Source organism: Rhizobium sp. NZLR10, from assembly GCF_019685125.1.
Lineage (GTDB): Bacteria > Pseudomonadota > Alphaproteobacteria > Rhizobiales > Rhizobiaceae > Rhizobium.
On sequence record NZ_JABDWE010000011.1, the window covers coordinates 56,918 to 78,646 of the forward strand.

At 61.5% G+C, this 21,729-nt stretch carries 23 protein-coding genes; 17 read left to right on the plus strand and 6 right to left on the minus strand.

Annotated elements, in window-relative coordinates:
* Nucleotides 1–42: 42 nt before the first annotated feature.
* Entirely contained in the window at nt 43–465 is a 423-nt protein-coding gene (locus HJB82_RS17675; protein ID WP_207581489.1) for a hypothetical protein, read from the minus strand.
* A gap of 175 nt (nt 466–640) precedes the next feature.
* Here HJB82_RS17675 and hemP point away from each other — a divergent pair, with 175 nt between their 5' ends.
* From hemP to HJB82_RS17710, 7 genes are all read left to right on the plus strand, one after another.
* The gene (gene hemP, locus HJB82_RS17680) at nt 641–823 is read left to right on the plus strand and encodes a hemin uptake protein HemP (protein WP_207584360.1); all 183 of its coding nucleotides are present in this window, start codon (nt 641–643) and stop codon (nt 821–823) included.
* 8 nt (nt 824–831) lie between these two features.
* Nucleotides 832–1,881: a hemin-degrading factor gene (locus HJB82_RS17685; RefSeq protein ID WP_207581490.1), complete on the plus strand. Its 1,050-nt coding sequence runs from the start codon at nt 832–834 to the stop codon at nt 1,879–1,881.
* An 11-nt stretch (nt 1,882–1,892) separates the two neighbouring features.
* Nucleotides 1,893–2,822 carry a hemin ABC transporter substrate-binding protein gene (locus HJB82_RS17690; protein WP_221140828.1) on the plus strand — a complete coding sequence of 310 codons (930 nt, stop codon included), beginning with the start codon at nt 1,893–1,895 and terminating at the stop codon, nt 2,820–2,822.
* A gap of 2 nt (nt 2,823–2,824) precedes the next feature.
* Nucleotides 2,825–3,937, plus strand: a complete 1,113-nt coding sequence (locus tag HJB82_RS17695; protein ID WP_221140830.1) for an iron ABC transporter permease — start codon at nt 2,825–2,827, stop codon at nt 3,935–3,937.
* A 9-nt stretch (nt 3,938–3,946) separates the two neighbouring features.
* Nucleotides 3,947–4,741 carry a heme ABC transporter ATP-binding protein gene (locus HJB82_RS17700; RefSeq protein WP_207581493.1) on the plus strand — a complete coding sequence of 265 codons (795 nt, stop codon included), beginning with the start codon at nt 3,947–3,949 and terminating at the stop codon, nt 4,739–4,741.
* Between the two features lie 147 nt (nt 4,742–4,888).
* A complete protein-coding gene (locus HJB82_RS17705) occupies nt 4,889–5,233 on the plus strand; it encodes a YqjD family protein (RefSeq protein WP_207581494.1) in 345 nt (114 codons plus the stop codon).
* Nucleotides 5,234–5,242: 9 nt separating this feature from the next.
* Nucleotides 5,243–5,644: a hypothetical protein gene (locus tag HJB82_RS17710; RefSeq protein ID WP_207581495.1), complete on the plus strand. Its 402-nt coding sequence runs from the start codon at nt 5,243–5,245 to the stop codon at nt 5,642–5,644.
* A gap of 214 nt (nt 5,645–5,858) precedes the next feature.
* Here the strand turns inward: HJB82_RS17710 and HJB82_RS17715 are convergent, their stop codons facing one another.
* Together HJB82_RS17715 and HJB82_RS17720 are read right to left on the minus strand one after the other, a co-directional pair.
* Nucleotides 5,859–6,416 (minus strand): RNA polymerase sigma factor, encoded by a 558-nt coding sequence (locus HJB82_RS17715; protein ID WP_007630757.1) that lies wholly within the window; start codon nt 6,414–6,416, stop codon nt 5,859–5,861.
* Nucleotides 6,417–6,426: 10 nt separating this feature from the next.
* On the minus strand, nt 6,427–6,633 hold the full coding sequence (locus HJB82_RS17720; protein ID WP_207584361.1) for a NepR family anti-sigma factor: 207 nt from the start codon (nt 6,631–6,633) through the stop codon (nt 6,427–6,429).
* A gap of 254 nt (nt 6,634–6,887) precedes the next feature.
* Between HJB82_RS17720 and HJB82_RS17725 the strand changes: the two genes are divergently transcribed.
* The 4 genes from HJB82_RS17725 to preA all read left to right on the plus strand — a co-directional run bounded on the left by HJB82_RS17725 (nt 6,888) and on the right by preA (nt 11,975).
* Complete coding sequence (locus HJB82_RS17725; protein WP_003581798.1) at nt 6,888–7,682, plus strand: response regulator; 795 nt, start codon at nt 6,888–6,890, stop codon at nt 7,680–7,682.
* 192 nt (nt 7,683–7,874) lie between these two features.
* Nucleotides 7,875–8,870, plus strand: coding sequence for a sensor histidine kinase (locus HJB82_RS17730; RefSeq protein ID WP_221140908.1), 996 nt, complete (start codon nt 7,875–7,877; stop codon nt 8,868–8,870).
* 414 nt (nt 8,871–9,284) lie between these two features.
* Nucleotides 9,285–10,646 carry an NAD(P)-dependent oxidoreductase gene (locus HJB82_RS17735; RefSeq protein WP_221140832.1) on the plus strand — a complete coding sequence of 454 codons (1,362 nt, stop codon included), beginning with the start codon at nt 9,285–9,287 and terminating at the stop codon, nt 10,644–10,646.
* 15 nt (nt 10,647–10,661) lie between these two features.
* Nucleotides 10,662–11,975, plus strand: a complete 1,314-nt coding sequence (gene preA, locus HJB82_RS17740) for an NAD-dependent dihydropyrimidine dehydrogenase subunit PreA (protein ID WP_207581497.1) — start codon at nt 10,662–10,664, stop codon at nt 11,973–11,975.
* A 73-nt stretch (nt 11,976–12,048) separates the two neighbouring features.
* Here preA and ftrA read toward each other — a convergent pair whose 3' ends face one another.
* A complete protein-coding gene (gene ftrA / locus HJB82_RS17745) occupies nt 12,049–13,029 on the minus strand; it encodes a transcriptional regulator FtrA (protein WP_221116565.1) in 981 nt (326 codons plus the stop codon).
* Nucleotides 13,030–13,119: 90 nt separating this feature from the next.
* On the opposite strand from ftrA, the gene HJB82_RS17750 reads away from it, so the two are divergent.
* A complete protein-coding gene (locus HJB82_RS17750; protein ID WP_207581499.1) occupies nt 13,120–13,530 on the plus strand; it encodes a rhodanese-like domain-containing protein in 411 nt (136 codons plus the stop codon).
* Nucleotides 13,531–13,568: 38 nt separating this feature from the next.
* Here HJB82_RS17750 and HJB82_RS17755 read toward each other — a convergent pair whose 3' ends face one another.
* The gene (locus tag HJB82_RS17755) at nt 13,569–14,591 is read right to left on the minus strand and encodes an NAD(P)-dependent alcohol dehydrogenase (protein WP_207581500.1); all 1,023 of its coding nucleotides are present in this window, start codon (nt 14,589–14,591) and stop codon (nt 13,569–13,571) included.
* A gap of 103 nt (nt 14,592–14,694) precedes the next feature.
* On the opposite strand from HJB82_RS17755, the gene HJB82_RS17760 reads away from it, so the two are divergent.
* From HJB82_RS17760 to HJB82_RS17770, 3 genes are all read left to right on the plus strand, one after another.
* On the plus strand, nt 14,695–15,594 hold the full coding sequence (locus tag HJB82_RS17760; protein WP_207581501.1) for a LysR family transcriptional regulator: 900 nt from the start codon (nt 14,695–14,697) through the stop codon (nt 15,592–15,594).
* A gap of 192 nt (nt 15,595–15,786) precedes the next feature.
* On the plus strand, nt 15,787–16,323 hold the full coding sequence (locus HJB82_RS17765) for a biliverdin-producing heme oxygenase (RefSeq protein ID WP_207581502.1): 537 nt from the start codon (nt 15,787–15,789) through the stop codon (nt 16,321–16,323).
* Nucleotides 16,320–18,890 carry an HWE histidine kinase domain-containing protein gene (locus HJB82_RS17770; protein ID WP_221116563.1) on the plus strand — a complete coding sequence of 857 codons (2,571 nt, stop codon included), beginning with the start codon at nt 16,320–16,322 and terminating at the stop codon, nt 18,888–18,890. Before HJB82_RS17765 ends, HJB82_RS17770 begins: the two co-directional genes overlap by 4 nt.
* 3 nt (nt 18,891–18,893) lie before the next feature.
* Here HJB82_RS17770 and HJB82_RS17775 read toward each other — a convergent pair whose 3' ends face one another.
* Nucleotides 18,894–19,571 carry a TetR family transcriptional regulator C-terminal domain-containing protein gene (locus tag HJB82_RS17775; protein WP_207581504.1) on the minus strand — a complete coding sequence of 226 codons (678 nt, stop codon included), beginning with the start codon at nt 19,569–19,571 and terminating at the stop codon, nt 18,894–18,896.
* A gap of 276 nt (nt 19,572–19,847) precedes the next feature.
* Between HJB82_RS17775 and HJB82_RS17780 the strand changes: the two genes are divergently transcribed.
* Nucleotides 19,848–21,101: a Zn-dependent hydrolase gene (locus HJB82_RS17780; RefSeq protein ID WP_221116562.1), complete on the plus strand. Its 1,254-nt coding sequence runs from the start codon at nt 19,848–19,850 to the stop codon at nt 21,099–21,101.
* On the plus strand, nt 21,101–21,706 hold the full coding sequence (locus HJB82_RS17785) for a hypothetical protein (RefSeq protein ID WP_207581506.1): 606 nt from the start codon (nt 21,101–21,103) through the stop codon (nt 21,704–21,706). The genes HJB82_RS17780 and HJB82_RS17785 overlap by 1 nt, the downstream gene beginning before the upstream one ends.
* Nucleotides 21,707–21,729 lie beyond the last annotated feature (23 nt).

The following is a 21,729-nucleotide window of genomic DNA, read 5'->3' on the forward strand; positions in this document are numbered from 1 at the left end:
GACAGCCTGAAACATGTCCGCCGGGGTCAGCCCCCGGCGTATTTAGCCCTCGAAGGGAATGGAAATCTGCGAGCGGGTGATGAGACCCTTCATGCATTCGCCCGCCGCCGGCCCGTCGCAGACCGGCGTGTCGTTGATGAGGATCCGGGTCACGCTTTCGCATTTGACATTCGGCATGTCGAACTGGCGCACGCGTTTCTTGCCCTGCGGCAGATCGCGGAAATCGAGCACGGTGATGCGGTCGACGGCATTCTTGTCGTTGAAGAAGGCAAGCTCGAAAGAGATCTTGTTGATCGGCGCCTGAAGATTGTTCTCGGCAACGAAGGTCATCATGCAGCCCTTTTGCGACGGCGCCAGAGCGTTGAGTTCGACATCGAGCTTGGCGGTTGCCGCATCCTGCGCCTGGCATATGCTTGAGACCGCCATCACCACGCCGGCCGCAACAGCCGCAAACCTAACCGTCATTATCTTCTCCGCTTCTGTCGCGAACCGCCGCCAGGCAGCCTCAAATCAGCAATCTCAAAAACTTGACTGCAATAGTCTCCTATTGCGTCTTTAAAAAACTATGAGTAAGAAAGTCAAGTTAATTGTCATCACAACCGGGGACCCCAATCCCGGCCCCACGGAATTGCCAACCGAAATGATGGTCGAAAAGCCAAATAACTTTAAGCACGTGCCGCTGCCGAGCGCGCCTGCGGCGCAGCACCGGATCGTCGAAAGCGCGGATCTTTTCCGCGGCACGAACGAAATCATGATCAGACACGACGGTTTGACCTATCGCCTGAAGATCACCCGGCAGGGCAAGCTCATTCTCAATAAATAGGGTAAGATATGACCGAGCAGACAAGACCGGCGCCAGCCGAAATCCGTGCGTTTCGCGCCCAAAATCCGAAGATGCGCGAGCGCGAGATCGCTGCCCAGCTGAAGATTTCCGAGGCAGCTCTCGTCGCCGCCGAAACTGGCATCAGCGTGACCCGCATCGATGGCAGCGCGCTGATGCTCCTCGAACGCGTGGCCGGCCTCGGCGAAGTGATGGCGCTGTCGCGCAACGAAAGTGCCGTGCACGAAAAAATCGGCATCTTCGAAAACATCAAAAGCGGCGTGCAGGCCGCAATCGTTCTCGGCGAGAATATCGACCTGCGCATCTTCCCGAGCCGCTGGGAATACGGTTTCGCCGTATCCAAGAAGGATGGCGACCAGGTGCGCCTCAGCCTGCAATATTTCGATAAGGCGGGCTGCGCCGTGCACAAGCTGCACCTGCGTCCGAATTCGAATGTCGAGGCTTATCACGCGATGGTCGCCGAGTTGAAACTCGAAGACCAGTCTCAGGACTTCGTCGAGGCCGAGACCTCGAATACCGTCGATGAAACCGCCTACGTCAGCCGAGACGAATTGCGCGACAGTTGGAACAAGCTCACCGATACCCATGAGTTCTTCGGCATGCTGAAACGCCTGAAGATCGGCCGCCAGGCGGCCATCCGCAGCGTCGGCGACGATTATGCCTGGAAGCTGGACAACACCGCGACTTCGGAGATGATGCATGCCTCGGTGAAATCCGGCCTGCCGATCATGTGCTTCGTCGCCAATAACGGCATCGTCCAGATCCATTCCGGCCCGATCTTCAACGTCCAGGCCATGGGTCCGTGGATCAATATCATGGACCCTACCTTCCATCTGCATCTGCGCCAGGATCACATCGCCGAGACCTGGGCCGTGCGCAAGCCGACCAAGGATGGGCATGTCACCTCGCTGGAGGCTTACAATGCCGATGGCGAGATGATCATCCAGTTCTTCGGCAAGCGGCAGGAAGGCTCCGACGAACGCGCCGAATGGCGCGCAATCATCGAAAATCTGCCGCGGGCAGCAAGTGTTGCCGCATAAGGATCGCTGTGATGACGATGCGTAACAATCTGCGCCGGATTCGCCCCTGGCAACTCGCCCTGACGGCGACCGTCATGGCACTGCCGCTGATCCCGTCGGCACCGGCGGTCAAAGGCTTCGCCTTCGTCCGCGCCGCCCATGCCGAAGAAAACAAGCTCGACACCTCGCGCCTGATTTCGGTCGGCGGTGATATCACCGAGATCGTCTATGCGCTCGGCGAGGAAAACCGGCTGATCGCCCGCGACACGACAAGCATCTACCCCGAGGCGGCGCTGAAGCTGCCCAATGTCGGTTACATGCGGGCGCTCTCGCCGGAAGGTATCCTCGCCATGAACCCGACGGCGATCATCGCCGTCGAGGGTTCCGGCCCGAAGGAGGCGCTGGCTGTGCTGAAGAGTGCCAGCGTGCCCTTCGAAACCGTGCCGAGCCCCTTTACCCGCGATGGCATTATCGCCAAGATCGACCGGGTGGGCTTGCTGCTTGGCGTGCCTGACAAGGCGAAGGCGCTTGAAGAAAAGGTTGCGACCGATCTCGACGCGGCGATCGCCGATGCCGAAAAGCGTCCGGAGGCGGAGCGCAAGCGCGTTCTCTTCATCCTCAGCGCCCAGAACGGCCGGATCATGGCATCGGGCACCGGCACGGCGGCCGATGGCATCGTCAAGCTCGCCGGTGCCATCAACGCCGTCGGCGCATTCCCGGGCTACAAACCGCTGACGGACGAGGCGATCATCGAGGCCAAGCCCGACATCATCCTGATGATGAACCGCGGCGATGGCGCCGGCACCAAGAACGAGGACCTGCTGGCCCAGCCGGCGATCGCGCTGACGCCGGCTGGCGAGAAGAAGGCGATCATCCGCATGGACGGCATCTACCTGCTCGGCTTCGGCCCGCGCACCGCCGCCGCCGCGCGTGAGCTGAACATGGCGATCTACGGGGGCTGATCATGGTCCTGCCGCAAGCCATGATGGAACGAAGGCGACCATTCCCGATGGCGGAGATCAGCGCAAACCGGCGGGCGGGCGACAGAACGCGGCTCGCTTTGCTGGTCATCGCGCTGCTCGTCATCGGCTCGGTCTTCTCGATGCTGTTTTCGGTGACGACGGGCGCCTCGGATGTCTCGATCCTCGACGTTATCAGCAACATGGCCGGTTCCGAGACGGCGCTCAGCACGCGTGGCCGGATCATCATCTTCGATATCCGCCTGCCGAGGGCGATCCTCGGCTTCCTGATCGGCGCCTCGCTGGCCGTTTCCGGCACGGTGATGCAGGGCCTGTTCCGCAATCCGCTGGCCGATCCCGGCCTCGTCGGCGTCTCCTCCGGTGCAAGCCTCGGTGCGGTCACCGTCATCGTGCTCGGCGGTGGCCTTGCCGCTCCACTCCAGGCGCTTCTCGGCATCTATGCCCTGCCGGCGGCCGCCTTTGGCGGCGGTCTCGTCACGACGCTGCAGCTCTACAGGATCGCCACCCGCCACGGTCAGACCTCGGTGGCGACGATGCTGCTTGCCGGCATCGCTCTCGGCGCGCTCACCCTGGCGATGACAGGACTGCTGATCTACATGGCCAACGACCAGCAGCTGCGCGACCTGACATTCTGGAGCATGGGCTCGCTTGCCGGCGCCACATGGATGAAGATCGCCGCCGCCGGCCCGATCATCCTGTTGTCCTTCACGGCCCTGCCCTTCATGGCTCGCGGCCTCAATGCCATGACGCTCGGCGAGGCCGCCGCCTTCCATATGGGTGTGCCGGTCCAGCGGCTGAAGACTATCGCGATCGTCGGCGTCGCCGCGGCGACCGGCGCGTCCGTCGCCGTCAGCGGCGGCATCGGTTTCGTCGGCATCGTCGTGCCGCATATCCTGCGCATGGCAATCGGCCCGGACCATCGTTTCCTGCTGCCGGCTGCAGCCCTTCTCGGCGGCTCACTGCTGATCTTCGCCGACGTCCTGGCGCGCACCCTTGTCGCCCCGGCCGAACTGCCGATCGGCATTATCACCGCGGCCGTCGGCGGGCCTTTCTTCCTGTGGATCCTGCTGAGGCAGCGTTCACGCCTTGCCCTTTGAGTGACTGAGATGATCGAAGTTTCCGGCGTCTCGGTGCGCCTTTCCGGCAAGGCCATCATCAGCGACGTCGCCTTCACGGCAAAGGCCGGCGAGCTGACGGCGATTGCCGGGCCGAACGGCTCCGGCAAGACGACGACGATGAAGGCAATCTCCGGTGAACTTGCCTATGGCGGCTCGGTGCGCATCGGCGGCAACGAGGTCAAAGGACTGTCACCCTGGCAGCTTGCCGCCGTTCGTGGCGTGCTCCCGCAGGCAAGCACGATCTCCTTTCCCTTCACCGTGCGAGAGATCGTCCGCATGGGCCTGACATCAGGCATCAACCTCAATCCCGACAAGGCCGACCAGACGGCCGCCGCCGCACTTTCCTCCGTCGACTTGACCGGCTTCGAAGGCCGTTTCTATCAGGAACTCTCCGGCGGCGAGCAGCAGCGCGTGCAGCTTGCCCGCGTGCTCTGCCAGATCGCCGAGCCTGTCGTCGACGGCAAACCCTGCTGGCTGCTGCTCGACGAGCCGGTCTCAAGCCTCGACATCAGCCACCAGCTGGCGATCATGACGCTTGCCCGCAATTTCTGCGAACGCGGCGGCGGCGTCATCGCCGTCATGCATGATCTCAACCTGACGGCGCTCTTTGCCGACCGCATCGTGCTGATGAAATCCGGCCGCCTCGCCGCCGCCGGCAGCGTCAGTGACGTGTTGACGGACGAAACAATGCTGTCGGTGTTCGGCTGCGCGCTGCGGATCAACCAGGTGCCGGCCGACGGCACGCCCTTCGTGCTTGCCCACAGCGCCGTATCCCGTCCTTAGACCAGCACACGCGGAACTTTTGATCGCCCGGCACGTTTTCGGCAGTGATCTGGGTCAATGCCGGGCAATATCATTCATGCAACGAACGGTGGCGACCCCAGTGCGAAATAGGCGGGCTTGCGCGCGCCCCAGCCAATGGAGACAGCCATGAGCTATTCTATCTTCCAATCCGGCCGCAGCCGCCGCAATGGTACTTTCCACAATCTGGAATCCGGCATCGAGGAGCAGGTCGAGGCGCTGCGCGACGAACTCGCGGAACTGACACGCCTCGTCGGCAAGAGTTCGCGCCACCAGGGCGAAAAAATCCGCAGTCAAGCCGGCGCCGGTTATGAGGACCTGCTCGGCCGCAGCGAGGATCTGCTACGCGAATTGCAGCACGGCTACGAGCGTAGCGCGACCGAAATGCGCGAGACCGTCCGCAAACATCCGCTGACAACGATCGGCGCCGCAGCCGCTTTCGGCCTGGTTATCGCCTTCCTCGCCCGCCGCTGAGGACGCGCGATGCTGTTCTCGATCCTCAGCCTGCTGACCGGCGCAAGCGTGCACCGGACCGTTGCGCGCGCCAAACGCAATAGCATCTTCATCGCGCTTGCCGCGCTCTTTCTCCTCACCGCCTACGCGCTGGCAGTCACCGCCGGCGCCATCTGGCTCGCCGGCATCTACGGCGCATTCGCCGCCGTGCTCTTCCTGGCCGCGGGCGCGTTGCTGATCGCTATCATCGCCTTGGTGGTCATGGCAGTCATGAATGCCCGGGAGAAGCGTCGTGCCCGCGAGCGCCGCGCGGCGCTGGAATCCTTCGCAACGGTTGGCCTCGGTCTCATCCGCGCCCAGCCGCTGCTGACCGCCGGCGTGCTGGCAGCCATCGTCGCGGCCAATCTGATGGGTTCGAAGCGCGAGGATTGAGGAGGGAGGGGACCGGCAGCACCCGATCGCCTTTGGATTCAGAAGCACCATGCCAACTTCCTTCATTCCTGTGCTCGTCACAGGAATGAGGTTGGAGAGGAGGATCCCGCGGAACAACCCGCAACCCCGTCTCCGCCGCGCGGTTGCTCACGCTCCCGACAACGCAAAAAAGCCGGCGCCCCAAGAGGCCGCCGGCTTTTCGCGATCATAATTTTCAGAACGCAAACGCCTTCGACGTCAGCGGCGCCGAGGTGGCGTCGGGGCCGAAATCGGCCTCGCCGGATATCTGCAGCAATTCCTGCAGCCGCTGACGGGCGCGGTTGACGCGGCTCTTGATGGTGCCGACGGCGCAGCCGCAGATTTCGGCCGCCTCCTCGTAGGAAAAACCCGAGGCGCCGACGAGGATGATCGCCTCGCGCTGGTCCGGCGGCAACTGGTCGAGCGCTTTCTTGAAGTCCTGCAGATCGAGCGCGCCGTATTGCGAGGGGTGCATCGCCATCGATTCCGTGAACAGCCCGTCGCTGTCCTGGACCTCGCGGCCGCTCTTACGCATCTGGCTGTAGAGTTCATTGCGCAGGATCGTGAACAGCCAGGCCTTCATATTCGTGCCCATCTCAAAATGATCCTGCTTGGCCCAGGCCTTCATGATGGTGTCCTGGACGAGATCGTCGGCACGATCATGCCGCCCGATGAGCGATATTGCGAAGGCGCGGAGACTTGGGAGGGCCGCCAGCAGTTCCCGCTTGAAGCTGGGTTGCGCTTTATCTTCCATGCGCACGATCCTATTCGGCCATCTTGGCAGAAGCCATCATTTCGGCATGGTCGAGCTTTTCGAGAAGATCGAGAAAACGATCGGGGATCGCCTCCCCTTGCGCAGAGGCATACAGCGACCGCAGCCTGACGCCGATCTGATTGTTCGGGTCCAGTATATCGCTTGCCCGCAGCTCCAGCTTGCGCTGGTCGGCTGCTTCTTTCTTGCGTGTAATCATCAATTCGTCTTCTCGCCGGTTGTCTGTTGGGGCGTGCATGGGATCGATCACGATTTCAACCATCGACACCGACCCTCCGATTGTCGATGTCGCTGGCATCTTTTGTTGCATGGGTCAAAACGCTACGCCCTTTCCTCGTCGGCTGGAATAATGCGGCGCGACAAAAAAAGTTCCTGCCATTCCGGAACTTTTTTATCAAAGTGACGTTTACCGCTCATTGAAGCCAATGACCGGCCTGCATACGGGAGCCCTTAATGACACTTTCCACTCGAATTGCGCCGCACCTTCCTTATCTGCGCCGCTATTCCCGCGCCCTTACCGGCACTCAGACTTCCGGCGACGCGTATGTCGCCGCCGTTCTCGAAGCCATCATCGCCGATCTCACGATTTTCCCGGATACGGCGAATGACCGGGTGGCACTCTACAAACTGTTTACGCAATTGTTTGGTTCCACCGCAGTCCAGATTCCAGAACCCACCTCGCCCTATGCCTGGGAACAGCGCGCCACGCTCAACCTTTCCAAGGTTTCGCCAGGCGCCCGTCAAGCCTTCCTGCTCGCCTCCGTAGAGAATTTCCGCGTCGCCGAGATCGGCGAAATCCTGGAACTCGACGAACAGGATGTCATGCGTCTGCTCGACATGGCCTCGCAGGAGATTTCCCGTCAGGTCGCAACCGACATCATGATCATCGAGGACGAACCGCTGATCGCCATGGATATCGAGCAAATGGTCGAAAGCCTCGGCCATCGCGTCACCGGCATTGCCCGCACGCACGCCGAGGCCGTTGCGCTCTACAACAAAACCAAGCCGAGCATGGTTTTGGCCGACATCCAGCTGGCCGACGGCAGCTCCGGCATCGACGCTGTCAACGACATCCTCAAGACGTCTAGCGTGCCGGTGATCTTCATCACCGCTTTCCCGGAAAGGCTTTTGACCGGCGAGCGGCCCGAACCGACATTCCTCGTCACCAAGCCCTTCAATCCAGACATGGTCAAGGCATTGATCAGCCAAGCTCTTTTCTTCAACGAATCGACCAGAGTGGCTGCCTGAGACGCAATTTTCCGGCCTTCGGAACCAAATCGCCAAAACAGGCGTTCCGGTGTTACCGGGACGCTCCGGTGGCTTTAACGGTTTTTGCAGCGCTTTGTTCTAGAGTTGACCGGCGGCGTCTCTAAGGGCGCGTCCTTCAGCGACGTTCAAGATGTCACAAGGAAAGGCGGCCGAGTGAATACGACTGAACCATTGTCCGGCATGCCTTTTACCTTCGAAAGCAAAGCCGCAATGATGGAACGCGCGCTCGGCAGCGCCGGGATTTCAATCCTCTGTCAGGATGCCCGGCTTTCAATCTTCTACGCCGAAAATCTGCCGCCGCATTTCGCGGCGCTCTTCATGCCGGGCGGCGGCGATGCTGCCCTCTTTGGCGACGCGCACGGCCGGTATCTGACGGCACTAAAACACAAAGTGCTGGAAACCGGTATCCCCAACAATGCCGAGGTCGAGATCGAAGTCGACGGCGAAATGCGCAATTATGAGCTGAAGATCCAGCGCACCGGCGAACGCGGCACACATGGACTTCTGTCGGTAATGGCTGAAGTCACCGAAAGCCGACATCGTGAAAAAGTGCTGAAATCGCTGCTGCGCGAACTCTCGCACCGCTCGAAGAACCTTCTCGCCATCATCCAGGGCATCGCCACCCAGACGGCGCGCAACACGCTCTCTCTCGACAGCTTCCTCCTCAAGTTTCGCGGACGGCTGCAATCGCTTTCCAATTCGCAGGATCTGATTACAGACTCGAGCTGGCGCGGCGCCTATCTCTTCGAACTTGCCGAAAAGCAATTCGCCCCCTACTGGCCGGAAACGGCCGGCTCCATGCCGATCTACGGCATCAACGCCCATCTGACGCCGAATGCCGCCGTGCATCTCGGGCTCGCCCTCCATGAACTCATCGTCAACTCCGCCTCCTACGGCGCGATTTCCGGTGGCGCCGCTTCGATCACGTTGAATTGCCGCGACGCCATGATCGGCGACAGGAAGGCGATCGAAATAACCTGGGTAGAGGTGCTGCAGAACCAGTTGGAAATCCACGAATTCAGCGACAACAGCTTCGGCCGCACCGTGCTGGAGCGTGTCGTGCCCTCGTCGGTCAACGGCAGGGCGGAGCTGAGCCTCGTGCCCGGCCGCATCGAATATCGCCTGACCATTCCGGAAAGCGAATTCGAAATCTTTAAGCGCCTGTGAAAGCAAACCAGAAAACAAACCGTCGCAAACGGAAAAACAGCCGGTGCGAGGGCGGCGCACCAGCTGTCTTCACTCACCGGGAGGGGACCGTGAGTACGTCCGGATGGTGGGTTGGGGGCGCGCATGTTGGGTCGATGCGGTCACCATCCAGATATCGCAATAACGACGACATCCAACATTGGTTCCCTCCACCAACAAAAAAATCCGACTTTTTCGAATCTTTTTTGGAAGTCCTGACGCTGACACACGTCCCACCATTTCACCGATATCGACCAGTGAAAATCAGTGAAAGGAAACAGATAGTTATCTAGGGATAAACAACAGAACGCTCTCAAAATTTTACCGTTTGATAAATTTTTAAACCTGAGTTACGCTTTCCCTCACAGGCCGTTTACCAATAATGAGGGAACTTCAATGGAACGACTGGAAACGGGGATTCATGCCGGCCGGCTTTCGCCCGCCGAGTATGAGGCTAATTTTTCCGATCTTCATCCGCGCCTCGACAATCATGAGGCGCTGGTCGCCGCCGACCGCTGTTATTTCTGTTACGACGCGCCGTGCATGACGGCCTGTCCGACCTCGATCGATATTCCGCTGTTCATCCGGCAGATTTCGACCGGCAATCCGATCGGCTCGGCCAAGACGATCTTCGATCAGAACATCCTCGGCGGCATGTGCGCTCGCGTCTGTCCCACCGAAGAGCTTTGCGAACAGGCCTGTGTGCGCAACACGGCAGAAGAACGCCCCGTCGAGATCGGCCGGCTGCAGCGTTATGCGACCGATGCCGCCATACAGGCCGGCAGGCAGTTCTACGCCAGGGCCGAAGCATCAGGAAAGACGATCGCCGTCGTCGGCGCAGGCCCAGCCGGCCTTGCCGCCGCCCATCGTCTGGCCGTGAAGGGCCACTCCGTCGTCATCTATGACGCCAGGGAAAAATCCGGCGGCCTCAACGAATACGGCATCGCCACCTATAAGACGGTCGATGATTTCGCCCAGCAGGAAGTCGACTACATCATCTCGATCGGCGGCATCGAAGTTCGCCAAGGCGCTCTTCTCGGCCGCGATTTTTCGCTCTCCGATCTGCAGGCGCGGTATGACGCCGTCTTTCTCGGTATCGGCCTTGCCGGCGTCAACGCCCTGCGCATCGACGGCGAGAACCTTGCAGGCGTCGACGACGCTGTCGATTTCATCGCGGCACTCCGCCAAGCCGAAGAAAAGAACGAAATAGCTATCGGCCGCCGGGTCGTCGTCCTCGGCGGCGGCATGACGGCGATCGACGCTGCCGTTCAGGCAAAGTTGCTCGGCGCCGAGGAGGTGACGATCTGTTACCGCCGCGGCAAGGAGCACATGAACGCGTCGGAATTCGAGCAGGATCTGGCAAGCTCCAAGGGCGTCATCATCCGTCACTGGCTGGCGCCGAAATCGATCCTGTCACAGGACGGCAAGGTTGCCGCCATCGAGGTGGAATATACGAGGGTTCTTGACGGCCGCCTCATCGGCACCGGCGAGACCGGCGTGATCGCCGCCGACCAGATTTTCAAGGCGATCGGCCAGAACTTTGACGCCTCGGGCCTCGGTTCGCTGCGCATGGAATCCGGCCGCATCGCCGTCGATGTCGAAGGCCACACCTCGCTCGATGGCGTCTGGGCCGGCGGCGACTGCGTCTTCGGCGGCGACGATCTCACGGTTTCCGCCGTCGCCCATGGTCGCGACGCAGCTGAATCCATCCATCGCACCCTGTCTGCTGCAGCCGCTCCGGCTGTCGCGGTTGCTTGAAGGGGAGAATGAACAATGGCTGATCTCCGCAATAATTTCGTCGGCATCAAGTCTCCGAACCCGTTCTGGCTGGCGTCCGCGCCGCCAACCGACAAGGCCTATAACGTCGAGCGCGCCTTCAAGGCAGGCTGGGGCGGTGTGGTCTGGAAGACGCTGGGCGAGGAAGGCCCGCCCGTCGTCAACGTCAACGGCCCGCGCTACGGCGCGATCTGGGGCGCCGACCGCCGCCTGCTTGGTCTGAACAATATCGAACTCATCACCGACCGCGACCTCTATACCAACCTCAGGGAAATGAAGCAGGTCAAGATGAATTGGCCCGATCGGGCGCTGATTGCTTCGATCATGGTGCCCTGCGAGGAAGAGGCCTGGAAGTCGATCCTGCCCTTGGTCGAGGAAACCGGCGCCGACGGTATCGAGCTCAATTTCGGCTGTCCGCACGGCATGTCGGAGCGCGGCATGGGCTCCGCCGTCGGCCAGGTGCCGGAATACATCGAAATGGTCGTACGCTGGTGCAAGCAGTACACCCGCATGCCGGTCATCACCAAGCTGACGCCGAACATCACCGATGTCCGCCGTCCTGCCCGCGCTGCCAAGGCCGGCGGCACCGATGCCGTCTCGCTGATCAACACGATCAATTCGATCGTCTCCGTCGATCTCGACAACTTCGCCCCGAACCCGACCGTCGGCGGCAAGGGCAGCCACGGCGGTTATTGCGGCCCGGCCGTCAAGCCGATCGCGCTCAACATGGTGGCCGAGATTGCCCGTGATCCCGAAACCTACGGCCTGCCGATCTCAGGCATCGGCGGCATCACCACCTGGCGGGACGCCGCCGAATTCCTCGTCCTCGGCGCCGGCAACGTTCAGGTCTGCACGGCAGCGATGACCTATGGCTTCAAGATCGTGCAGGAGATGATCACGGGCCTCTCCGACTGGATGGACGAAAAGGGCCATCGCAGCCTCGACGACATCACCGGCCGCGCCGTGCCCAACGTCACCGACTGGCAATATCTGAACCTCAACTATATCGCCAAGGCGAGGATCGATCAGGATGCCTGCATCAAATGCGGCCGCTGCTACATCGCCTGTGAGGACACTTCGCATCAGGCGATCACCAACTTCGTCGACGGCGTTCGCCATTTCGAGGTGATGGACGAGGAATGCGTCGGCTGCAATCTCTGCGTCAGCGTCTGCCCGGTGGAGAACTGCATCACCCTGGAACAGCTTCCCGCCGGCACCCTCGACAAGCGCACCGGCCGCATCGTCGACCCGAACTACGCCAACTGGACGACGCACCCGAACAACCCGATGGCGCGTCAGGCGGCGGAGTAACGATCTGCGACGCCGCGGAAACAATGATCCGCGGCGTTGGATCTCGCCGGCAACGTTCGCAGCGTCAGGCCCTCTATCCGCCAAATGACTTCCGATAGGCATGCGGGCTCGTGCCCAGCCGTTTGCGGAAATGGTGGCGCATTGTCGCCAGCGTGCCGAAGCCGCTGGTGGCAGCGATATCATCGAGCGATACCGCAAGCTCCCTTTCGAGAAGGTCGCGCGCATGCCGCATCCGCTCCTTCAGCAGCCATTCGCCGACACTGAGACCCGTTGTCGCTTCGAAGCGCCGTTGAAAAGTACGCATGCTCATGCCTGCTCTTTTGGCAAGCAGGCTGATCGGCTGCTCCTCGGAAAGGCTTTGGCGCATCCATTCAATCAGTGGCCCGAGGCGAATGCCCTCGCGTTCCTGCGGAACCGGCGCGTGGATGAACTGCGCCTGTCCGCCTTCGCGGTGCGGCGGCACGACGAGGCGGCGGGCGACGCTGTTTGCGGCCGCCGCGCCGAAATCGCCGCGCACCACATGCAGGCAAAGATCGATGCCGGCAGCACTGCCCGCCGCCGTCAGCAGGCTGCCTTCATCGATGTAGAGAACGTCGGGATCGAGGGCGATGTCCGGATAACGGGCGGCGATCGAGGCGACATAGCGCCAATGTGTCGTCGCCCTGCGGTTGGCGAGCAGCCCCGATCCGGCAAGAACCGCAACGCCGGAGCAGAGTGACATGATGCGCGCGCCGCGTTGACGCGCCGCCTTGAGCGCTGCGGCGAGCGGCGCCGGCACCGGCGCATCGATCGCCCGCCAGCCGGGCACGACGATCAGATCCGCCTCGTCGAGCACCTCCAGCCCCTTGTCGACCGCGACCGTCAGCCCTCCGGCGGCGTGAAGCGGCCCCGGTTCGATGCCGCAGACCGAGAAGCGATACCAGTCTTCGCCCATCTCCGGGCGCGGCAGGCCGAAGACTTCGTAGGCGATGCCGAACTCGAAGGTGCAGAGCCCGTCATAGGCAAGGGCTGCGACCAATGGTCCTTTCGTCTGCGGCAGTGATGAGTTTGGCATGATCTTTACGCTGTCGGTCGTTATGGCCAGTTTCGCAAAGTTCTAGCATCGGCGATACCAGGCGACAATTGCACCATGAAAGGAAAAACGATGCCAAGCCCCGTTGCCGAAATGCCTGCCGCAGCCCCCGATACTGCCGCCGCCCACTATGCCGCCAAGCTCGCCTTCGAAACCGACTGCTCGGATGTCCACGCCGCCTTTGCCGGCGCCAAGGTCGATTTCATTCTTCTCGACGTCCGCTCGCCGGCACTGTTTGCGCAGGCCCATGTACCGGGCGCGATCAACCTGCCGCACGGCAAGATGACCGCGCACCGCATGTCGGAATGGTCGGGGGATACCCTGTTCGTCGTCTATTGCGCCGGTCCTCACTGCAACGGCGCCGACAAGGCCGCCTTCCGTCTCGCCAATCTCGGCCTCCATGCCAAGCTGATGGTCGGCGGCATGACCGGCTGGGCCGACGAGGGCTTTATCTTCGAAAGCGCAGCCATCGCCGCCGCATAGCAGAACGCTCCCCTCACGGTGCGAGGGGAGCACATGTCTCAGAACTCGATAACGACCTTGCCGAACGGGCCGCGATAGAGATGATCGAGCGCCTGCGGCAGGTCCTCGAAAGCATAACGTCTGTCGATCACAGGCTTCAGCCCCGTCTGGTCGACGGCGCGCACCAGATCCTCCAACCCCCGGCGGTGGCCGACCGAAATTCCCTGCACGACGGGCGCCTTGAGAAGCAAGGGCGCAGCAGGCGCCGAGACTTCAAAGCCCTCGAACACGCCAATCACCGAAATCCGGCCGTTGACCGCCACGGCCTCCAGCGCCCGGCCGAGATGCGGCCCACCGACGATTTCCAGCACGTGGTCAGCGCCATAATCGCCGGTCAGTTGATAGAGCTGCTCCACCCAGTCGCGCTCCTGGCGGTTGATCAGATGATCGGCCCCGAGCGCCGATGCACGTTCGAGCTTTTCGCTGCTGCCTGATGTGATGAAGACTTCGGCGCCATGCGCCTTGGCAATCTGCAGGCCGAAAAGTGCAACCCCGCCGGTTCCCTGCACCAGCACCTTGTCGCCGGCCTTGAGCTTGCCGCATTCGATGAGCGCAAACCACGCCGTCAGCCCGGCGCAGGGCAGCGTACTTGCTTCAGCCGCATCGAGTGTATCAGGCGCAAGCGCGAACCATTCCTCGGAAAGCACCATGTGCTCGGAAAGTACCCCAGAATAAAAGCCGCCGCGCGTCTGATAATGTGGATTGCGGGCAGTTCCAGGCCCGCGTCCATCGATCCAGTCCGGGTTAAAGGTGGAGATCACCCGATCGCCGGGTTTGAAGCGCGTGACATCAGGCCCGACGGCATCGACTACGCCTGCCATGTCCGAGGCCGGCACGAAGGGGAACTGCAATGGCAGGCCCATGCCGCTATCAAGCACCAGCCTGTCGCGGAAATTGAGGGAGACGGCCTGCGTCCGCACCCGGATCATCGTGCCTGACACCTCAGGAATTCTGCCTTCGCCGATCTTCAGATTGGCCTCCGGGCCGATGGCATCGGTCTGCCATTGCCTTGTCGTCTGCATCTTTCTGCTCCTTCTCAATAGGCGGAGCAGCAGATATATCGTTGAATATTCCTCTCTAGTTGAGATATTAAATCGCCAGAATGGTGCCATTGAGGAAACAAAGATGGAGCAGTTGAAGGGAATTTCGATCTTTGTCGAGACGGTCGAGGCCGGTGGTTTCTCGGCCGCGGCCGAGCGACTCCATCTCACTCGCTCGGCGGTCAGCAAGACGATTGCAAGGCTCGAAGAGCGGCTCGGCGTCCGGCTCTTCAACCGCACGACCCGTGCCCAAAACCTGACCGACGAAGGCCGGTTCTTCTACGAGCGTTGCCTGAGAGCCGTCGAGGAAATCCGCATCGGCGAGGCCCAGCTTGAATCGGGCAAGCGCGAAGTCCGCGGCAGACTGCGTGTATCGATGCCGGCGCTTTTCGGGCGCCATTGTGCCGCTCCGATCCTGACCCGCCTGCTCGACGACCATCCGAATCTCGAACTCGACTTCTCCTTCAGCGACCGCGTCGTCGATCTTCTGGAGGACGGCTTCGACCTTGCCGTGCGCAACGGTCCGCTGAAGGACAATCCCGACCTGATGACGCGGGCGATCGCCCGACAGCCCATGACCGTCTGCGCTTCGCCCGCCTATCTGGAAAAATACGGGGTGCCACAAACGCTGGACGATATCGCTCATCACCAGGGCATCGTCTATCGCCGCGGCGACAACGACAAAGCCTGGACCTTTCCGGCAGCGGCAGGGCCCGCACGCGAAGTTCTGCCGAAATCGCGGCTGCGGCTTGACGATCTCGCCTCGATAGCCGACGCGGCGGTAAAAGGGCGCGGGCTAGCCTGGCTCACGTGCTGGCTGGTGCGCGACAGGGTCTTGTCGGGCGAACTCGTGCGGGTTCTGACCGATAGACCGCCGAGCGTCTTCGAAGCCTACGCCGTCTGGCCGAGATCGCCCGTGATGTTGCCAAAGGTGCGCCTTGCCATCGATATGTTGGCAGCAGATCTGCCGCGCCTGATGGGTTGAGGTTGCTCTCTGGCAGTCTCGTCCGGCTGCGCCTTAAAAATCCGACGGAGGCGAACAACGAGCTGCAAAAAGGAGCGGAAGCCCATGTTTTTCTATGGGTTTCCCTGGAAATACCGGGATGCTGCAATATATCGCTAATTTGCCATCACGCATGAACGGCATCCAATGCCATTTACTTAGAACACGGTCCGCATGTCACTTCGCAGCGTGCTGCGCGCACAAACAGCAGATTGCCACGCCGAGGTCGACAAGCTTTTCGGCACGTTCGATCTCTCCAATAGACAGCAATATAGAACATTCTTGCGTGCACATGCCAGGGTCGTACCGGCGGCCGAAGAGGCCCTCGAGGATGCAGGAATTGCCCGCCTGCTGCCCGACTGGCCGGAACGACGGCGCACGCAACTACTGCTCGCCGATATCCGGGAGCTCGGCGATTCGTTGCCCCCGCCTCTTCCGCCGCCGGCATTGTCCTGCGAGGCAGCGCTCTGGGGCGCCCTCTACGTGCTTGAAGGCTCCAAACTCGGCGGCGCCCTGCTTGCCAAGTCCGTGCCCGATCACCTGCCAAGCAGCTACCTGCGCCTTCAAGGCCCGAAGGGCGCCATGAGGAGCTTCATGGATCGTCTCGATGCCAGCGATCTAGACGATCCGGCCGCTGCCATTTCCGCGGCCCGCAGCATCTTCGACCTCTTCCTCAAAGCCGGGCAACTCGAACTGGAAGCCGTCCCATGAGCGGTACGTTTGAACCCGTCGATCTCACCAATTGCGACCGTGAGCCCATCCACCAGCTTGGATCGGTTCAACCCTTCGGCTTTCTGTTGGCGATATCCTCGGACTGGATTGTCACGCGCGCTTCGGAAAATCTGATGGAGTTCCTCGGAATTGCGCAGGCCGACGCGCTCGGCTGCCCTGTCACCTCGCTGATCACGCCTGAGGCACTCCACACGATCCGCAACAAGCTGACCACGCTGCGCGGTTCCGATGTCGTCGAGCGCATTTTCGGGCTCGCTCTGATGCCCGATCAAAACCGGTTCGACGTTGCCGTGCACCTGAACGAAGGTCAGGTGATCATCGAAGGCGAGCGCTGCCAGGAAGACAGACGAGACTCCCCTTCGCTCTCCATGCGCAGCATGATGTCCCGCCTCGATCACACGGAAACGATGGAGGCTTTCTTTCGCGAGGGGGCAAGGCAGGCGCGCGCTTTGACCGGGTTCGATCGGGTCATGGTCTATCGCTTCGACGACGGCGGTTCCGGCGAGGTGGTGACGGAAGCTGCCCGGGCTGGCATCGGTTCGTTCCTCGGGCTGCACTATCCGGCTTCCGACATCCCGGTGCAGGCGCGCGCGCTTTATCTGCGCAACCTGTTCCGCATGATTGCCGATGTCGACGCCGTCCCCGTGCCGGTCCTCCCGCAACTCGACGAGTACGGACAGCCGCTCGATCTCTCCATGTCGGTCCTGCGTTCGGTCTCGCCAATCCACATTGAATATCTGAAAAATATGGGCGTCGGCGCGTCGCTCTCCATATCGATCGTCGTCGACGGTAAGCTCTGGGGCCTGTTTGCCTGCCATCACTACGGCCCACGTCTTCCCTCGGCGCAAAGCCGATCCACCGCCGAACTTTTCGGCCAGATGTTTGCTTCGCGCCTTGAAAGTCGCGAACGGCGCCTCGCTCTTGACTACGAGACCAAGGCGCGTCGCATCGCCGATCGGCTTCTCACCTCCGTCGCAGACAATGCCAGCCTGCTCGATGATCCCGCCTGGTTGATCGAGGCGCTCGCCGACGCCATTCCCGCCGATGGCATCGGCGTCTGGATCAACGGCCGGCTGGCACTGGCTGGCATCGGGCCGGATGAGAAGAGCTTCGCAGCCCTCGTCCGCCACCTCAACCGAAATGCCGCCGGCCGCATCTATGCCGTCGACAGGCTGGCTGAGACCTATCCCGATCTCGAGCTCGACGATGCGGTGGCCGGCATGCTCGCCATCCCGATCTCGCGTTCGCCGCGCGACTATGTCGTGCTTTTCCGCCAGGAGCGGGTGCGCACCGTCCGCTGGGCTGGCGACCCGCACAAGCCGGTGGAATATGGTCCGAACGGTCCGCGGCTGACGCCGCGCAAGAGTTTCGAGGCCTGGTCTGAACTGGTGCGCGGTCGCTCGCTCCCCTTTACCGCGGCCGAGCGCCGCGTCGCCGAAACGATCCGCGTCACGTTGATCGAGGTGGTACTGCGTCTCACCGACGAGGCCAGCATGGCGCGCCAGACTGCAAACGAGCGCCAGGAACTGCTGATCGCCGAGCTGAACCACCGCGTCCGCAACATATTGAGCCTCATCACCGGGATCATCCGGCAATCGCAGGGGACCTCGGTCAGCGTTGACGACTACATTCGCCAGATCGAGGGCCGCGTCCAGTCGCTCGCGCGTGCCCATGACCAGATCACCCGCGATCATTGGGCGCCCGCTTCGCTGCGCCAATTGCTGCTGGCAGAGACCGCTGCCTATCTCGGGAAAAATGCGCAACGCATCCAGATGAGCGGCGAGGACGTGCTCTTGGAACCGCAGGCCTTTTCCACCGCCGCCCTGGTTTTCCACGAGTTGATGACCAACAGCGCCAAATATGGCAGCCTTTCCGGCACCGGCAGCGGTACCGTCCAACTCGGCTGGCACTGCGACGACGACGGCAATCTGCGCATTGCCTGGCGCGAAAAGGATGGTCCGCCCGTTGTCGAACCCAAACGCCATGGCTTCGGTTCAACGATCATCCGTCGTTCGGTTCCCTATGACCTCAGCGGCAAGGCCGAGGTCCGCTACGTCAAAGACGGGGTCGAAGCGGATTTCTGTATTCCGGCACGATATGTCGTCAAAGCGACGAGCGAACGGTTAGATTCGGCTCCGGATGGCGCGGCCGACCGCAAGACAATCCCCGACGATCATCAGCCGCTCTCGGGCCTGAAGGTGCTGCTGGTGGAAAACAATCTGATCATCGCCATGGATGGGGAAGACATCCTACGCCGACTGGGCGCCGACGTAGCAACGGCGCCAAGTGTCGCTGAGGCGATGGAAATCCTCGCCGGCCAGTCGTTTGATCTGGCGCTTCTCGATGTCAATCTCGGGGATGAGACGAGTTTCGGCATTGCCGACCGACTGGCAGCAGACGGCGTGCCCTTCGTTTTTGCCACAGGCTACGGGGAAGGCATCGCCCAGGCGAACAGCCATTCTGGCGCGCCCGTGTTGCAGAAGCCCTATACGATGGAAGGCGTGACGGACACCCTGGTCCGGGTGCCGCTGCGCAAAAGGCAATAAACCTCAGGCTTCGGAGCGACCCGGTCGCAGCCCGCCGATAAAGAGCTGTTCCAGAAACCGCGCCGCATCCTCGAAGCGTCCCTCGCCGGAATGTTCCTGCCCGAGCACGGCACGCACCTGGACGTCGAAATCCGCATAGTGCTGCGTCGTCGACCAGATGGAAAAGATCAGGTGGTAAGGATCGCATTTGGCGATCTTGCCTGATTTCGCCCAGGCGCGGATCACCTCCGCCTTCTCGTCGACCAGTTCCTTCAGCGGCCCCTTCAACTCGTCTTCGATATGCGGCGCCCCCTGTAGCACCTCATTGGCGAAGAGCCGGCTCTCGCGGGGAAAATCGCGCGCCATCTCCAGCTTGCGTCTTATATAGCTGCGGATCTCCTCCTCCGGATTGCCCTCGGCATCGAAGGCGCGTAGCGGCTCCAGCCAGGTGTAGAGCACCCGGTCGATCAGCGCCCGGTGCATCGCTTCCTTGGTGCGGAAATAATAGAGCAGGTTGGGTTTCGACATCCCGGCCACTTCGGCGATCTGGTCGATGGTCGAGCCGCGGAAGCCGCTTGCCGAAAACACGTCGAGCGCTGCCTCCAGGATCTGCTCTTCCTTCTCCTCCTGGATCCGCGTTCGTCTGAGGGTTTTCGCTGCTCTCGGTATGGTCACAGGCTGTCGTTTCCCCTTGAAATTCAACTTCTTCGCTCAAGATTAAGCTGGAGGACGACCCTGCCGCTTTCTTGAGCAACTGCCCGTATTTTTATCGGCAATTTTCGTGATTTTCGTCTTGAGCCCGGCGGTGGAAGTTGTAATGTTTACCAATCGGTCAAATTATCCGCCAGATGAAAAACAAAGGCAACTGGCGATTTTCCGGCGCTCGACAAAACCAATAAGGGGGCGCAGGAAAGGACCACGGGAACAGGCGGGCATGCCACTTCGCATGGCTGCCGCAAACAGGTGAGGGCTTGAAGAATGGTGGCAGCACCAGGCGAAAACATGCGCGTCAATGGCGACCGTCTCTGGGACAGTCTCATGGACATGGCGAAGATCGGCCCCGGCATTGCAGGCGGCAACAATCGTCAGACGCTGACGGACGCCGATGCTGAAGGCCGCAGCCTCTTCAAGACATGGTGCGACGAGGCCGGCCTGACCATGGGCGTCGACCGCATGGGAACGATGTTCGCGACGCGGCCCGGCACCGATCCCGATGCCCTGCCCGTCTATGTCGGTTCGCATCTCGACACCCAGCCGACCGGCGGCAAATATGACGGTGTGCTCGGCGTGCTTGCAGCTCTCGAAGTCGTGCGCACCATGAACGATCTCGGCATCAAGACCAAACATCCTGTTGTCGTGACCAACTGGACCAACGAAGAAGGCGCGCGTTTTGCCCCTGCCATGCTGGCCTCAGGCGTCTTCGCCGGCGTGCACAGCCTGGATTTTGCCTATAATCGCAAGGATCCCGAGGGCAATCTGTTCGGCGACGAGTTGAAGCGCGTCGGCTGGATTGGCGACGAAGAGGTCGGCGCCCGCAAGATGCACGCCTATTTCGAATATCACATCGAGCAGGGACCGATCCTCGAAGCCGAGGAAAAACAGATCGGCGTCGTCACCCATTGCCAGGGCCTGTGGTGGCTGGAATTCACGCTGACCGGCAAGGAGGCCCATACCGGCTCGACGCCGATGAACCTGCGCGTCAATGCCGGTCTCGCCATGGCCCGTATCCTGGAAATGGTTCAGGGCGTGGCAATGGGCGAGCAGCCCGGCGCCGTCGGTGGTGTCGGCCAGGTGTTCTTCTCCCCGAACTCGCGCAACGTGCTGCCCGGCAAGGTGGTCTTCACCGTCGACATCCGCTCGCCCGACAAGGCCAAGCTTGATCGCATGCGCGCAAAGATCGAAGCGGAAGCGCCTGACATTTGCGATGCTCTGGGTGTCGGCTGTTCCATCGAGGCGATCGGCCACTTCGAGCCGATCACCTTCGACGAAAAGCTCGTCGCCTCGGTTCGCGCAGCCGCCGAGCGCCTTGGCTACAGCCATATGAACCTCATCTCCGGCGCCGGCCACGACGCCTGCTGGGCCGCCAAGGTCGCGCCCGCGACGATGGTCATGTGCCCCTGCGTCGGCGGGCTCTCGCACAACGAGGCGGAGGAGATTTCCAAGGAATGGGCGACGGCGGGCGCCGACGTGCTGTTCCATGCGGTGGTGGAGACGGCGGAGATCGTGGTGTGATGGCGCCAGACCAGCCAGCAACTTATCTCGATTATGCTGACGCTTTTAAGTTCTATAACCAGCGAACTGCAGACGACCTTGCATGGGCCAATGCCAATGTGACGCCGGTGAACGAAGGTCCGTGGGGCGACGTCCCTGCCGCGCAAATTTACTATATTGGCATCGACCTAGCAGGCGAGCGAATCAGGCTTCCGCAATTATCGAGCTTCTGGCGATATAAACCTACTGCTGTTCAACTGGCCGATTCAGATGACCGCGACCCACATACGCCCCATCGAACCTATTATGTGTTCGGGCGTGGGTCGAGCGTCGTTCGGATCGAACTCGGCCCTTCCATGCCCGGCATATTGATCGAACGCCCCAAAGGCAGCCAACCCGTACAGTCAACCGGGCTGATCGACGGCAAGGATTTCTACTTTCGCGAAAGCGATGGTTCTTGGTCAATGTCAGTCGGCGGCACTGATGTCGTTGACCAGCCCGACTGGTATTGTGAGGAAGAGCATGACACGCCCGATGAGCTGAGTGAGGAGGCCATCTACGGCCTTATCGCCAAGGGCGCAGCACTCCTGCGAAGTGGTACGCCCACGATGGCAGTTGAGCAGTAACAACAACAGACCGCAGGGAGAAG

Bases quoted from the DNA above. Each gene is read 5' to 3' on its own strand.
- HJB82_RS17675 (WP_207581489.1), bottom strand. From the start codon at position 465: ATGACGGTTAGGTTTGCGGCTGTTGCGGCCGGCGTGGTGATGGCGGTC.
- hemP (WP_207584360.1), top strand. From the start codon at position 641: ATGATGGTCGAAAAGCCAAATAACTTTAAGCACGTGCCGCTGCCGAGC.
- HJB82_RS17685 (WP_207581490.1), top strand. From the start codon at position 832: ATGACCGAGCAGACAAGACCGGCGCCAGCCGAAATCCGTGCGTTTCGC.
- HJB82_RS17690 (WP_221140828.1), top strand. From the start codon at position 1,893: ATGACGATGCGTAACAATCTGCGCCGGATTCGCCCCTGGCAACTCGCC.
- HJB82_RS17695 (WP_221140830.1), top strand. From the start codon at position 2,825: ATGGTCCTGCCGCAAGCCATGATGGAACGAAGGCGACCATTCCCGATG.
- HJB82_RS17700 (WP_207581493.1), top strand. From the start codon at position 3,947: ATGATCGAAGTTTCCGGCGTCTCGGTGCGCCTTTCCGGCAAGGCCATC.
- HJB82_RS17705 (WP_207581494.1), top strand. From the start codon at position 4,889: ATGAGCTATTCTATCTTCCAATCCGGCCGCAGCCGCCGCAATGGTACT.
- HJB82_RS17710 (WP_207581495.1), top strand. From the start codon at position 5,243: ATGCTGTTCTCGATCCTCAGCCTGCTGACCGGCGCAAGCGTGCACCGG.
- HJB82_RS17715 (WP_007630757.1), bottom strand. From the start codon at position 6,416: ATGGAAGATAAAGCGCAACCCAGCTTCAAGCGGGAACTGCTGGCGGCC.
- HJB82_RS17720 (WP_207584361.1), bottom strand. From the start codon at position 6,633: ATGATTACACGCAAGAAAGAAGCAGCCGACCAGCGCAAGCTGGAGCTG.
- HJB82_RS17725 (WP_003581798.1), top strand. From the start codon at position 6,888: ATGACACTTTCCACTCGAATTGCGCCGCACCTTCCTTATCTGCGCCGC.
- HJB82_RS17735 (WP_221140832.1), top strand. From the start codon at position 9,285: ATGGAACGACTGGAAACGGGGATTCATGCCGGCCGGCTTTCGCCCGCC.
- preA (WP_207581497.1), top strand. From the start codon at position 10,662: ATGGCTGATCTCCGCAATAATTTCGTCGGCATCAAGTCTCCGAACCCG.
- ftrA (WP_221116565.1), bottom strand. From the start codon at position 13,029: ATGCCAAACTCATCACTGCCGCAGACGAAAGGACCATTGGTCGCAGCC.
- HJB82_RS17750 (WP_207581499.1), top strand. From the start codon at position 13,120: ATGCCAAGCCCCGTTGCCGAAATGCCTGCCGCAGCCCCCGATACTGCC.
- HJB82_RS17755 (WP_207581500.1), bottom strand. From the start codon at position 14,591: ATGCAGACGACAAGGCAATGGCAGACCGATGCCATCGGCCCGGAGGCC.
- HJB82_RS17760 (WP_207581501.1), top strand. From the start codon at position 14,695: ATGGAGCAGTTGAAGGGAATTTCGATCTTTGTCGAGACGGTCGAGGCC.
- HJB82_RS17765 (WP_207581502.1), top strand. From the start codon at position 15,787: ATGTCACTTCGCAGCGTGCTGCGCGCACAAACAGCAGATTGCCACGCC.
- HJB82_RS17770 (WP_221116563.1), top strand. From the start codon at position 16,320: ATGAGCGGTACGTTTGAACCCGTCGATCTCACCAATTGCGACCGTGAG.
- HJB82_RS17780 (WP_221116562.1), top strand. From the start codon at position 19,848: ATGGTGGCAGCACCAGGCGAAAACATGCGCGTCAATGGCGACCGTCTC.
- HJB82_RS17785 (WP_207581506.1), top strand. From the start codon at position 21,101: ATGGCGCCAGACCAGCCAGCAACTTATCTCGATTATGCTGACGCTTTT.